Origin of the sequence: Halomonas urumqiensis (genome assembly GCF_003028575.1) — a bacterium.
Lineage (GTDB): Bacteria > Pseudomonadota > Gammaproteobacteria > Pseudomonadales > Halomonadaceae > Halomonas > Halomonas urumqiensis.
The window spans coordinates 1,231,035-1,243,746 of record NZ_PYUD01000001.1 but is presented as its reverse complement, the minus strand read 5'-3'; the positions used below and the strand labels follow the sequence as shown (position 1 = coordinate 1,243,746).

The 12,712-nt window shown below is 62.1% G+C and carries 10 protein-coding genes; 2 read left to right on the top strand and 8 right to left on the bottom strand.

Annotation, left to right across the window (positions count from 1 at the left end; all coding sequences use genetic code 11):
- Window positions 1–229: 229 nt before the first annotated feature.
- Entirely contained in the window at window positions 230–2,674 is a 2,445-nt protein-coding gene (locus C6V82_RS05350; protein WP_102588773.1) for a DUF3141 domain-containing protein, read from the bottom strand.
- Between the two features lie 306 nt (window positions 2,675–2,980).
- On the opposite strand from C6V82_RS05350, the gene C6V82_RS05345 reads away from it, so the two are divergent.
- Window positions 2,981–3,964 carry a LysR family transcriptional regulator gene (locus C6V82_RS05345; RefSeq protein WP_102588772.1) on the top strand — a complete coding sequence of 328 codons (984 nt, stop codon included), beginning with the start codon at window positions 2,981–2,983 and terminating at the stop codon, window positions 3,962–3,964.
- A gap of 171 nt (window positions 3,965–4,135) precedes the next feature.
- Entirely contained in the window at window positions 4,136–5,188 is a 1,053-nt protein-coding gene (gene lipA / locus C6V82_RS05340) for a lipoyl synthase (protein ID WP_102588771.1), read from the top strand.
- A gap of 35 nt (window positions 5,189–5,223) precedes the next feature.
- Here the strand turns inward: lipA and lipB are convergent, their stop codons facing one another.
- From lipB to mrdA, 7 genes are all read right to left on the bottom strand, one after another.
- Entirely contained in the window at window positions 5,224–5,919 is a 696-nt protein-coding gene (gene lipB, locus C6V82_RS05335; protein WP_102588770.1) for a lipoyl(octanoyl) transferase LipB, read from the bottom strand.
- Window positions 5,919–6,233: an HP0495 family protein gene (locus tag C6V82_RS05330; protein WP_102588769.1), complete on the bottom strand. Its 315-nt coding sequence runs from the start codon at window positions 6,231–6,233 to the stop codon at window positions 5,919–5,921. The genes lipB and C6V82_RS05330 overlap by 1 nt, the downstream gene beginning before the upstream one ends.
- An 88-nt stretch (window positions 6,234–6,321) precedes the next feature.
- The gene (locus C6V82_RS05325) at window positions 6,322–7,530 is read right to left on the bottom strand and encodes a D-alanyl-D-alanine carboxypeptidase family protein (RefSeq protein ID WP_373297565.1); all 1,209 of its coding nucleotides are present in this window, start codon (window positions 7,528–7,530) and stop codon (window positions 6,322–6,324) included.
- 47 nt (window positions 7,531–7,577) lie between these two features.
- A complete protein-coding gene (locus C6V82_RS05320; protein ID WP_102588768.1) occupies window positions 7,578–8,528 on the bottom strand; it encodes a septal ring lytic transglycosylase RlpA family protein in 951 nt (316 codons plus the stop codon).
- Entirely contained in the window at window positions 8,525–9,592 is a 1,068-nt protein-coding gene (mltB, locus tag C6V82_RS05315; RefSeq protein ID WP_102588767.1) for a lytic murein transglycosylase B, read from the bottom strand. The genes C6V82_RS05320 and mltB overlap by 4 nt, the downstream gene beginning before the upstream one ends.
- A 44-nt stretch (window positions 9,593–9,636) precedes the next feature.
- On the bottom strand, window positions 9,637–10,797 hold the full coding sequence (gene rodA / locus C6V82_RS05310; RefSeq protein WP_102588766.1) for a rod shape-determining protein RodA: 1,161 nt from the start codon (window positions 10,795–10,797) through the stop codon (window positions 9,637–9,639).
- A 3-nt stretch (window positions 10,798–10,800) separates the two neighbouring features.
- On the bottom strand, window positions 10,801–12,708 hold the full coding sequence (mrdA, locus tag C6V82_RS05305; RefSeq protein ID WP_102588765.1) for a penicillin-binding protein 2: 1,908 nt from the start codon (window positions 12,706–12,708) through the stop codon (window positions 10,801–10,803).
- Window positions 12,709–12,712: the final 4 nt, after the last annotated feature.

Here is a 12,712-nt window from a genome sequence, read left to right as displayed (position 1 = left end):
CAGCCGCTTGGCGACGCCTGACGATTCCGCACCGCCCATCCACGGCGGCTGAAAAATGCGCTTACCCTAACCCAGCACCGCCCTCTGCGCCAGTCGCATGCAAGGGCACGACAGTGACGTGCCTATTGACCCTAGACCGGCGTGCCCATCGAGAGCAAGGCGTGGTAGGCAATGACGACGCCCCCGCCGACAGGGTCGACAGGGGCGTAGTGGACTACCTTGCGAGGACTCAGGCCTTGCCGTTGTCACCCGTCTTGCGCCGTGAGGCACGCGGCTTGCGCCGCGCGGTTGGCTTGGCCTCGACCGCCTTTTCGGGCTTGGATTCGGTCTTGGCCTCGACCGCCGCTTCAGGCTTGGGTTCGGACTTGGCTTGTGGCACGCGCTCCATCAAGTCTTCGACGTTACTTGCGGCAAGCGATTGCGCCTGCGCCTGATGGCCCACCCACTCCTCGGCCTCGGCACGCGACTGGGCCTCGATGATCGGTGCCTGGTCGATGGCCTGCTCGAACAGCGCCTTGACACTCGCCAGACGATCAGCGGAGTGCTCACTAAGCTCGCCACTGGCTGCCAGCACATGCTGGATATGCTCGAGGTGCCCGGCGATCTGCTCGGCATTCTGACCTTCGAGCAGCACAGGGATGCTGGCAAGTGCGACATCGCGATCCAGCTTGAGGATGAAGAACTGCTCGCGCATCAGCTGCTTGAAATCGGCAAGCGAAAGCGCAGGCTCGAGTTCAGCGTGAGACGCGCGCAGACGCTTGAAGTTGCGCTCGTCGGTGGCGGGGGCTCCGCCCAGCACGTAGATCAGCGCACGAATCACCGCCTCATGGCTACCGCCCTTTTCGATCTTGGCGCGCAGCTCCTCTTGGCGGTAGTCGATGAAACGGCGGTGCTCCGGTTCCGAACCGGGACGACGACGATGCACGTGGGCATCGCCGCCCAACCCGACCAGCGACTGCAGCAACGGCTGGCCATAGACGTCCAGGAACATGCGCTCCGTCGCACCATCGCGCAGGTCACGCCAGGCGTTGAGGCTGCCGGTGATCTGGTCGGAGACGATCGACTCCATCACCCGGAATACATTGTCGTGATCGGCCGGCTGACGGTTGGCACGAATCTGCTCGGCCAGCACCGGCACGGTGGTCATCAGCGGGTTGCGATCCGAGAGCAGCCGATAGCCCAGCCGGTTGGGGTGCATACGACGCATCCAGCGTGCCGACTCCGGCGTTGTCATGGCCTTCAGCCAGGGCTGCAGGAACAACCGATAGAGACCGAGATTGATCTCGGAAATTCGCGCCACCGTGGCGAACCGGGTGTCATCCTCAGGACGGTGCTGCACTTCACTGTCGAGCTCTTCGATGGTTCTTGGCGTGAACTCGAGCAGATAATCGCGTTCGATCAGCTCGGCATCATCACGCTCGGCCGCCGACGAGACGGTGGTCTCGTACAGGCCCGGCGGCAGGACATCGATGTAGTCCATGTTGGCGGTGAATTCGGTGTGCTCCTTGCGCGAAACACTGCCCGAGACAAAGATGCCCAGGTGACCGGTCGTGTCATGAACGCAATACACGATCGTCTGCTCACTGGCGATGATGTCGTCAACGCCCGCATACAGATCGCGCACCCAACCCAATGCCTGAGGCGGCGGGGTGATGTCATCGCCCCGTGAGCAGAACACCACGATCGGCGAACGCACGTTGCGCAGGTCGATGCGCCGGCCATCGGAGGTGACAAGCTGAGCCGTCGAGAGCCGGTTGCCGACGAACAGATTGTCGACGATGTACTGTATTTCTTCGCCACCCAGTACCACATGGCCGCCCCACCAACGTTCGAACTCCAGGTAGCGCTCCGCTTCGGTGTCGACATTGGCATACAGGCGGTACTGCTTGGTCCAGTAGGTGTTGGCCGGGTTCAGGCGTTCGAAGTTCTGCACCAGCCAGGCGCCATCGAACTGGCCATTGCCCAGGTCGCTGAACAGCGCGGTCATCCAGCTACCACCGGACATGCCACCGGTGTAGCGCATCGGCGCATTGCCGCGCTCGCCGGCCCAGTAGGAAAGAGGAGCACCGGCGATCAGAATGGGGCCGAAAAGGTCGGGCTCCAGGGAGGCGGCCATCATGATCTGCCAGCCCGCCTGACAATTCCCCACCACCATGGGCTTCTCGGCGCTGTCGGCATGCAACTCGCCGATGTGACGCAGGAAAGCCACTTCCGCCTCCACCACGTCCTCGACGGTCTGGCCCGGCTCAGGAAACGGCAGGAAACCGATGAAATAGCAGGGGTGACCGGCGCGTAGCGCCACACCGATCTCGCTGTCGGGCTTGAAACCACCAATCCCCGGGCCGTGGCCGGCACGAGGATCGACCACCACGAAGGGACGCATCAGCGGGTCGGTCGCAACCCCGGCGGGTGGCTCGATACGCAGTAGTTCATAGTTGACCGGGCGCGGAAGTGACCGGCCATCCATCAATACGTCGGTATCGAAGCCCAGCACGCTGGGCTTGGTCTGCTCGAGGTGCTCCAGGTACTGGTTGCCACGAACGCGCATGACATCCATGTACAGCACGCTGCGCTCAAAGGCATCACGCCAGTAGCGACCGGCCGCACGCCCGAATCCGAATGGATCCAGCATGGTCAGCGCGGCCGCCGGGGGTGTCGGCATCGGAAGTATCATCACGATCTCCTGGCGTTGCGAATCAGGTTGAAATGAAGCTTCATTGGACTTGCCTCCCCGTCAAGCGAGTTGGCGATGGGGCGGCGCAAGGATCCCTGTACCGAAAATTGATATGTCCAGAATAAAAGGGTCCAAGTCAATGAAATCGACTTTGCTGCATCGCAATATAACGCAGAATCGCGATGACGACGAGTATAAGTTCATATCTATTGTGTCATCAGGTGAACGTGGCTCATGCACGGCGCGCGATGCTAGCATGTCATCCTGACCGGCTACCGGCACGACACGCCCTCCCGTGAAGCGACGATGACCACACCCAAACTGCTCCATCGACTGACCTTTCGACAACTGGAAGTCTTCCAGGCCGTCTACGAGCAGCAATCCTATTCGCGCGCGGCCGAGCGGCTGGCCCTGACCCAGCCAGCGGTCAGCGCGCAGATTCGCCAACTCGAACATGTCCTGGAGCAACCGCTGTTCAAGTATTCCGGCAAGACGCTTCATGTATTGCCGGCCGCCGATGCCCTGGCAAGTTCGACGCGGGGCATTTTCGGGCAGGTGTCGCGCTTGCAGATGGCCCTGTCCGACCTCGCGGGCACCCTCGAAGGCGAGCTCAACCTGGCCGCGGTCTCCACCGCCCAGTACGTCGTTCCTCACCTGCTGGCACGGTTTCGTGCCCGCTACCCCAACGTTCAGGTGAGTCTCCGGGTGTGCAACCGTAGCCAGGCGCTTGCACGTCTCGCCCAGCAGACCGACGACCTGGTGATCATGGCGCGTGTGCCGGAGGATCGTGGGCTGGTGTCCATGCCGATTCTCGACAACGCGCTGATTCCTGTGGTCTGGCCGGGCCACCCGCTGCTCGACATGCCGGCGGCGACACTGGAGGATTTCGCCCACCACTATGTGTTGATGCGCGAGCCCGGCTCAGGGGTGCGCAGCGCCTTCGAGGCAGTGGCGGCAAGGCAGCGCGTGACACTGGCCCATTGCATCGAGCTTGGCACCAACGAGGCGGTCAAGCAGGGGGTAATGGCTCAACTGGGCGTATCGGTGCTGCCACGTCTCGCTGTGCGCCTGGAAGTGCAGGCCGGCCTGCTCGCCGAGCTTCCCCTGCCAGGCTTTCCGCTGCGCCACTCATGGTGCACTGTCTATCCTCGTGAGCGCGTGCCGACACCGGTCACCGAGCTCTTCCTGGGCTTCGTCCACGAGCATCTCGGCGAGCTTGATGCGCACTTCAACACCACTCCCGCGCCGATGCCCAATCATGGCGTGGCCTGCCTGCCGATCAAGACGTGAAGCGCATCGAAGGGCTGGGGCCGAGGGCCGCCATTGTGTCCACCATGACGGCCGATATGGTAGATTATGGGGCAGAAATCAACGAATCGACTGGCACGCCAGGCGGCATCGACGGGGCAGCACCGCCGCGACAAGGGCCTGGCTGCCGCCGAGTGGAGGGGCTCAAACCCTATGAGCGACAGCAACGCAGGACGTATTCCCAGCGGCGAGAAGTTCCGCAATGAACACGGCATGGCCGTGATCAAGGATGGGATGAAGCAACGCAAGCTGACCGAGGAACGCCCGGAGCCAGGCCGCAAGCCGCCATGGCTACGCGCGCAGATCCCGGGAGGTGAGCGGTTCGAAGCCGTCAAGAAAAACGTCAGTGCCCACCGGCTGAGTACCGTTTGCGCAGAATCTCATTGCCCCAACATGGGCGAGTGCTGGAGCAACGGAACCGCCACCATCATGTTGATGGGCTCGGTGTGCACGCGTGCCTGTCGCTTCTGCGCCGTGGACACCGGCAATCCCAAGGGGTGGCTGGACGCCGAGGAGCCCGCCAACACCGCCAAGTCCGTCGAGCTGATGGGCCTGCGCTACATCGTGCTGACCTCGGTGGATCGTGACGATCTCGCCGATGGCGGCGCCGGCCACTACGCCAAGTGCATTCGCGCCATCAAGGCCAATACGCCCGAGGTGGTGGTCGAGGCCCTGACACCGGATTTCGACGCTGACCCACACGCCATCGAGCGGGTCGTCGACTCCGGCCTCGAGGTGTTCGCCCAGAACGTCGAAACCGTCGAGCGACTCACCAGCCGGGTACGTGACCCGCGCGCCGGTTACCGCAAGACCCTCGATGTGCTCGCACACGCCAAGCGCCACAAGCCCAAGGTACTCACCAAGACCAGCCTGATGCTCGGCCTTGGCGAAACCGAGGAGGAAATTCTGGCGACCTTCGATGACCTGCGCGAGATAGGCGTGGATATCGTGACCCTCGGCCAGTACCTGCGCCCGACCCGCAATCACTTGCCGGTGGAGCGCTGGGTGACCCCGGATGAATTCGAGACCTACCGGCAACTAGGGCTCCAGAAGGGTTTCATGGAAGTCGCCTCCGGCCCGCTTGTGCGCTCGAGCTATCGTGCCGACCGGGTCTTCGAGAAGAACAACCTGGGGCTCGCCGCACCTGCCGAGGTACCGGGTCAGGCAAGCCATCCGGGCCGTATTGATGCCATCAACGTTGGGTAACGTTGGAATGATGGGTAATGTTGGTGAGACGCGCGTCAGTCGGTCGCGGGGGCAACCGATGAGATGGACTTGGACGTCGTCTGGGGGATAGTGATCAATTCCCGTCCGAGCTCGCATGCCAGGCAGTTGGCAAGACGTTCCCCCGCGACCTCGACACCAGGGCAGTCATCGACCAGGTCGGCCAGCCGGATCATCGCCATGCCGGCATAGCCACACGGGTTGATCCGCGAAAATGGCGACAGATCGCCATCGATATTCACCGCCACACCATGAAAGCTTCCACCTCGCCGAATGCGCAAGCCAAGCGAGGCTATCTTGCCTTGCCCCACATAGACGCCCGGCGCATCCGGTCGCGCGTGAGCTTCGACGCCGTGGCCCGCGAGCATGGCGATCACCGCGTTTTCCAGTCCGCTGACCAGGTCGCGCACGCCGAGCCTGGCTCGTCTGACGTCGAGCAAAGGATACAGCACCACCTGCCCTGGCCCATGATAGGTCACCTGCCCGCCGCGATCGGTCTGTACCACCGGGATGTCGCCAGGCATCAGCAGATGCTCTGGCTTGCCGGCCTGCCCCTGGGTGAAAACCGGCTCGTGTTCGACAAGCCAGAACTGATCCGGCGTTGTTGCATCACGGGTATCGGTGAGATCTCGCATGGCCTGCCAGACCGGCAGGTAGGGGCGACGACCGAGGCAATGCAATGCGATGGGTGGCAGGTCATCCGAGGCTGCCATTACACCACCATGTGCACGCGGCCCGTCGCCTTGAGCTCGGCAAACAGCGCCTGGATCTGAGGTTCGCCAGTCGCACGTATGGTCAGGCGTACGGACACGAAGCGACCGTTACGGCTAGGCACCACCTCGATGTCGCCGCCGTCGAACTGTGGATCGTGCCGGCTGACCACCTGGCAGACCATGGCCGCGAAATCCTCGGCGGCATCTCCCACCACCTTAAGCGAATAGGGGCACGGAAAGGTGATCTTCGGCGGGGTGTCGCCGGATTGGCCAGACACCGGACGGCGCAGGTCACGCAGGGTCTTGTCGTTCATCCATCCATCCAGCTTGTGAATACCCGAGTATTCTACTCAACATGGCCCAGGGAGAACAATTCCAGGCATCTGCCAATCCCGGGAAGGCTTAGCCGAACCAACCACCCACCAGGTTGGTGAAGAACCGCCGCACCTGGTCGAACAGGCGCTTGAAAATGCCGCCCTCCTCGATGCTGTCCAGAGCGACCAGCGGTTGCTCGCCGACGACCTCTTCGCCCATGCGCACCTCCAGGGTTCCGACCCGTTGGCCGGCCTCGATGGGAGCGGTGAGGTCGGGCTGGATATCGAGGCGCGCGGTCAGCTCTTCGTTGCGCGCTCGCGGCACCGTCATGAGCACGTCGCGATCGACACCAACACGCAACTCACTGCTCTCGCCACCCCACACTCGCGGTGTGTTCAACACCGAACCGCGCTCATAGAGGTTCATGGTCTCGAAGTAGCGAAAGCCATAGCTGAGCAATTTCTGGGTTTCCTGGGCGCGCGCTTCCTCGGAGCTCGTGCCCATCACCACGGAAATCAGCCGCATGTCATCGCGCTTGGCGGAGGCTACCAGTCCATATCCGGCTTCTGTGGTCCAACCGGTCTTCAGACCATCCACCGAGGCATCTCGCCACAGCAGACGGTTGCGGTTGGGCTGGCTGATGTCGTTGTAGTCAAAGTTCTTCTCCGAGTAGATCGCATAGTGCTCGGGGTAGTCGTTGATGATGTGCTGAGACAGCAGCGCCATGTCACGAGCGGTGGAATAGTGGCTTTCACCGGGCAAACCCGTGGCATTCTGAAAATTGGTGTTGTGCAGGCCCAACCGAGTGGCGTGCTGATTCATCAGATCGGCGAAGGACGTTTCGCCGCCAGCCAGGTGCTCGGCGATGGCAACGCTTGCGTCATTCCCGGAGACGATGATGATCCCCTGCAGAAGGTCACTGACCGACACCTGGGTGTCCACCTCGATGAACATCTTCGAACCACCGGTGCGCCAGGCCTTTTCACTGACTGTCACCATGTCATCCATGGCGATGTTGCCGCGATTTATCTCGCGCTCCACCAGATAAGCGGTCATCAGCTTGGTAAGACTCGCTGGCGGCAGACGTTCGTCAGCGTTGTGCTCGACCAGCACTTTGCCACTGTCCGCATCCATCAATATCCAGGAACTCGCCGCCAGCTGGGGGGCCGAGGGAATCATGGTCTGCGGCTGGGGCTGCTGGGGCACCGGGATGTCCTGGGCCATGGCCAATGGCGTCATCAGCACGAGGCCCAACATCAACCCGCGCAAACGGCGCAAGGGGTACAGCTCTTTCATGGGTGTCGATCTCATCAAATTCATCGGTAAAGGCATCAGGGCGCCAGTCATTCGGCGCCGTTGATGAGTATGGCCTGCTCGAAACCGGCACGGCGCAATGCGTCACGCATGGGCTCGACCTGGTCAGCATTGGCAAGTGGACCAACCTGAACACGGTGCATGCCGGTTTGGCTGGCGATTCTCACCGGCCGCGACAATCGGTCTTGCAACTTGGCTTTCAAGGCACGCGCATTGTCCTCGGAGCCCAGCGCCGCCACCTGCAGGTAGAGGGCTGATGGGGTGCTGGTCCCAGCTGGCTCTGCGCGCTGCACGGAAGGGCCATCCTGTGCTTCAGCGCCGCTCGATGCCACGGGCGCTGAGCGACTGTCGGCCAGGGTGGACTTCACCGCCCCGCCGTTCTCGGCAATCCAGCGCTCGGCGTCTATGGCCTCGACCTTCACTCTACCCGTGCCGTTATCGAGGATATCGAGTCTCGCGGCGGCCGCATAGGAGAGGTCGATCTCACGGTCACTGTGAAACGGCCCGCGATCATTGATCCTGACGATCACCGAGCGGTCATTGTCGAGGCTTGTCACCCGCGCAAAGGTTGGCAATGGCAACGAGCGATGTGCCGCTGACATCTTGTACATATCATAGATCTCGCCGTTGGATGTGGCGTATCCATGGAATTTCTCACCGTACCAGGAGGCGACCCCCTGGCGGGTATAGCCACGCGCATCCGGCAACACTTGGTAGGTCTTGCCCCACACCTGGTAGGTCGAACGATTGCCACCTCTCGAAGGAGGCTCGATTCGGGGTTGCGCATCCGGCACCCTGGAGACATCGGGCGGCTGCTGGGGGTAGGCATCACCACTCATCGAATAGCGCTCGCCACCGCTGCCGGACGATGATTCGGCGCTGGCCTTGCGCTCCGGTGTCGGCTCGGAAGACTGGCCTCCACCACCCGCGCAACCTGTCAGGATGACCGCCGCTAGCATTGCCGACCAACCAGCCTTCATGAGCCATCCTCCACATCACTGCTCACCGCCTCTAGCCAGTGGACATCGAGCTTGCGTGCATCGGCAATCGCCTCGGCAAGCTCGGTGACGGCCATGCCATAGAGGTGACTGTGGTTGTAGCGCGTGATGACGTAAAAGTTATGGTAGCCGATTCGATAGCGCCAATCGCCGCCCGCGACATCCAGCGCCAAGGGCAAGACCAGCTCATCCCCCGACACGTCTTGATCCGGCGTGACACCGGCGGAAGCGAGAGCGGCCATCTTCACGCCAGGAGGCTTCGCGGCGCGATTGAACTCGATGCCATCGGGTGGCGAATCGGGGCCCTCGGCCTCCTGGTAAATGGGTTGCTCGCGCCGCCAGCCATGCTCGGCAAAGTAATTGGCAACGCTGCCAATGGCATCCACCGGGTTGGTCCACAGGTCGCGCAATCCATCGTCATCGAAGTCGACGGCATAGGCACGGTAGCTGGTGGGGATGAATTGCGGGTAACCCATGGCACCGGCATATGACCCCATCAACTCACCAGGGTCGACGCCCTGCTCGTGAGTGATATCCAGGAAGGCGGCAAGCTCGCCACGAAAGAATCCACCCCGCGAAGGATGATGAAACGCCAGGGTCGCCAGTGAATCCAGCACCCTGTGGCTGCCCATGAATCGGCCGTAGCTGGTCTCGACCCCGATGATCGCCGCGATCATCTCGGGGGGAACACCATACTCGGCCTCGGCACGCTCGAACGCCCCACGATGCGCTTCGATAAACGCAACCCCTCGCTGGATGCGCTCGGGCTTGAGAAAAATCTCGCGGTATTCATCCCAGCGCAGGCGTCGCTCGGCCGCGCCTGCCATGGCGTCGAGCACACCCTGCTGGTAACGAGCATCGCGCAGCGCATCTTCCAGCCAGCCACGGGGAATACCCTGCTCGGCCATTTCATCGACCAACCCACGGACATCACCGCGCTCGGCGGGGTCGAATTGCGACGCCCCGGCGGAAAGCGACATCGCCGCAAGGCTCACACTGGCCAGTACACCGAGCACCTTCGATCCTTGAAAACGGGACACCGTCATATCTTCACTCTCCCTGATTCGGTGTCTGGACACCCACCGCACGACTAGCGAGGAAGCAGTCGGCGGTGGGCATGAATGGCCATGAGAATACCGAAACCGGCCATCAAGGTCACGCTGGAGGTACCGCCATAGCTGACCAATGGTAATGGCACACCGACCACCGGCAGAATGCCACTGACCATGCCGACGTTGACAAACACATAGATGAAGAATGTCAGCATGATGCTGCCCGCCACCAGGCGCCCGAAGGTGTCCTGTGCCCCTGCGGCCATCAGTAGTCCACGAATGATGATCATCAGGTAGAGCACGAGGAAAGCCAGCATGCCGAGCAGCCCGAATTCCTCACCGAGGACCGCGACGATGAAGTCGGTATGCCGCTCCGGCAGAAACTCGAGCTGCGACTGGGTGCCCTGCAACCAGCCCTTGCCGAACACCCCGCCACTGCCGATGGCAGTGGTCGACTGGATGATATTCCAGCCCGAGCCCAGCGGGTCGCTGTTGGGGTCGAGAAAGGTCAGCACACGCTGGCGCTGATAGTTGTGAAGGTTTATCCAAAGCAGTGGCAGAGCCGCCGCCGCAAGCCCTGCCAACGCCGCGACGAAACGCCACGAAAGTCCCGCCAACAGCACCACGAATATCGCCGCGGACCCTACCAACAATGAGGTGCCGAGGTCAGGCTGCTTGGCAATCAGCACCACGGGCAAGCCAATGACCAATGCGCACACGACTAGGTGCTTGATGCGCGGCGGCAGTTCGCAGCGGCTCAGATAAGCACCCAGCATCAGCGGCATGGCCAGCTTCATCAACTCGGAGGGTTGAAAGCGGATCACCCCGGGAATCACCAGCCAGCGCTGCGCCCCCATGCCCACGTAGCCGAACAGTTCCACGGCGACAAGCATCGCCACCCCCGCCAGGTAAGCCGGCAGCGCCCAACGCATCAGGGTCGATGGCGAGAACTGGGCAATCACGCCCATCACCGCCAAGCCCACACCGAAGCGGACGCACTGTGCGATCACCACCTCGATACGCTGGCCGCTGGCACTGTAGAGCACGACAAGCCCCGCCATCATCAATATCAGCAGCATGCCGAGCATCCATGGATCCAGGCGTACCCGTTCCCAGAATCCCCGACGGCGAGATATGCCACTGGCTGGCGGACGCACCGGACGCGGGCGCATGATGCGCGACAGGTCGATCATCGACATTGATCAGCCTCCCGGCACACTGGCATCGTCGTTCTCGAGCTCATCGCGAATTTCATCCACGTCGAGTTGATCGTCGCCCAACAGCCAGGCATCGGTCATTGCCCTCGCCAGATGCGCTGCGTGAGTGCTGCCGCCACCGGCATTCTCAACGATCACCGACACGGCAATCTGGGGATCTTCGAGAGGCGCAAAGGCCATGAACAAGGCGTGATCGCGCAGTCGCTCGGCCAGTTCGTCGGCGTTGTAGCGTTGGTCCTGGCCCAGCGAGAAGACTTGGGCAGTACCCGACTTCCCGCCCATCCGGTACTCGAGATCGACACCCGTTCGGCGCGCCGTGCCTTCATTTCCGGACAGCACCTTCTCCATTCCCGAGAACACCCTGTCCCACCAGTTGTCGTTGGTAATCTTGATATCCGGCGGAGTTTCCGGCAGATCGACGGGCAGTTCCTCATCACCGATACGTCGGGCAAGGCGCGGCTTGACCCACTCCCCCCGATTGGCCAACACCGCCGTGGCGGTAGCCAATTGCAGCGGCGTGACCTGCCAATACCCCTGCCCTATGCCCACCGACAAGGTCTCGCCGGGGTACCATGGCTGGTTGTAACGTCCACGCTTCCAGTCCCGTGACGGCATGAGTGCGCTACTTTCACCAAATACGTCGTGCCCTACCCGCTGGCCAAATCCGAAGCCGGTCATGTTCTCATGCAGACGGTCGATACCCAGGTCATGGGCCAGGGTATAGTAGTAGGTGTTGTTGGAGACAGCGATGGAGCGCTCCATGTCGACTCGACCATGTCCCCAGCGCAGCCAGTTACGGTAGCGCCGCGAGTCGTTGGGGAGCTGGAAGAACCCCGGATCGTTGATGGTGCTATCCGGCGTGATCTCACCCTCAGCAAGCCCCGCCAAGGCGAGAAACGGCTTGATGGTGGAGCCAGGGGGATACTGACCACGGATCGCCCGATTGAAAAGCGGCAGGTCAAGATTGTCCTGTAGCGCGCGATAGGAGGCGAAATCTATGCCGGTAACGAACTGGTTGCTGTCAAAACCCGGCACCGACACCATGGCCAGAATCTCACCGCTCGCGGGGGCCACGGCGACGATCGATCCACGTCGGCCATCGAGCAGGTCATAGGCCAGGCTCTGGAGTTCCTTGTCGAGGGTCAACGTCAAGTCGCTACCAGGCACCGGGTCGCTGCGATCCAGTTCACGCAACACCCGCCCACGCGCGTTGGTCTCGACCTTGCGCAGCCCAGCCTGGCCATGCAACTGCTCCTCGTAAGACCGCTCGACACCCGTCTTGCCAATGAAATGGGTTCCGGCGTAACGCCCGGCATCCAGCGTAGTGAGCTCTTCGGCGTTGATGCGACCTACATAGCCAATCGCATGGGCCATGATCTCGGCATCCGGGTAATAACGCAGCAACTGCGCCTCGACCTCGAGCCCAGGGAGACGATGGCGATTGACCGCGAGCCTGGCGATCTGTGCTTCATCGAGATCGCTCATCAGCAATGCTGGCTGGAATGGCCGTTGGCGCTGGCGGGAGCGGACCCGGAAGGCCTCCGCCTCTTCTTCAGGCAACGCCAGCAGATCGACCAGCAACGCCAGAGTGGCATCGAGATCATCGACCCGCTCTCGCACCATCATCAGGTTGTAGGTCGGACGATTCTCGGCGAGCAGTTCACCGTTGCGGTCGTAGATCAGGCCCCGCGTCGGTGGCAAGGGCTCGACACGCACCCGGTTGTTCTCGGAACGAGTGCTGTAGACCTCATGCTGGACCACCTGCAGATAACCCAGGCGACCCATCAATATGCCGGTCAGGGTGAACACGACCAGCGATGCCAGCAGTGCACGCATGCGAAATATGCGCAGCTCCTGCTCGGGTCTCTTCAAGTTGTCGCGTTGCTTGCGCATCGAC

What these genes read in the sequence shown, in the direction of transcription:
- C6V82_RS05350 (WP_102588773.1), bottom strand. Translation starts at nt 2,674, where the DNA reads ATGATACTTCCGATGCCGACACCCCCGGCGGCCGCGCTGACCATGCTG.
- C6V82_RS05345 (WP_102588772.1), top strand. Translation starts at nt 2,981, where the DNA reads ATGACCACACCCAAACTGCTCCATCGACTGACCTTTCGACAACTGGAA.
- lipA (WP_102588771.1), top strand. Translation starts at nt 4,136, where the DNA reads ATGAGCGACAGCAACGCAGGACGTATTCCCAGCGGCGAGAAGTTCCGC.
- lipB (WP_102588770.1), bottom strand. Translation starts at nt 5,919, where the DNA reads ATGGCAGCCTCGGATGACCTGCCACCCATCGCATTGCATTGCCTCGGT.
- C6V82_RS05330 (WP_102588769.1), bottom strand. Translation starts at nt 6,233, where the DNA reads ATGAACGACAAGACCCTGCGTGACCTGCGCCGTCCGGTGTCTGGCCAA.
- C6V82_RS05325 (WP_373297565.1), bottom strand. Translation starts at nt 7,530, where the DNA reads ATGAAAGAGCTGTACCCCTTGCGCCGTTTGCGCGGGTTGATGTTGGGC.
- C6V82_RS05320 (WP_102588768.1), bottom strand. Translation starts at nt 8,528, where the DNA reads ATGAAGGCTGGTTGGTCGGCAATGCTAGCGGCGGTCATCCTGACAGGT.
- mltB (WP_102588767.1), bottom strand. Translation starts at nt 9,592, where the DNA reads ATGACGGTGTCCCGTTTTCAAGGATCGAAGGTGCTCGGTGTACTGGCC.
- rodA (WP_102588766.1), bottom strand. Translation starts at nt 10,797, where the DNA reads ATGTCGATGATCGACCTGTCGCGCATCATGCGCCCGCGTCCGGTGCGT.
- mrdA (WP_102588765.1), bottom strand. Translation starts at nt 12,708, where the DNA reads ATGCGCAAGCAACGCGACAACTTGAAGAGACCCGAGCAGGAGCTGCGC.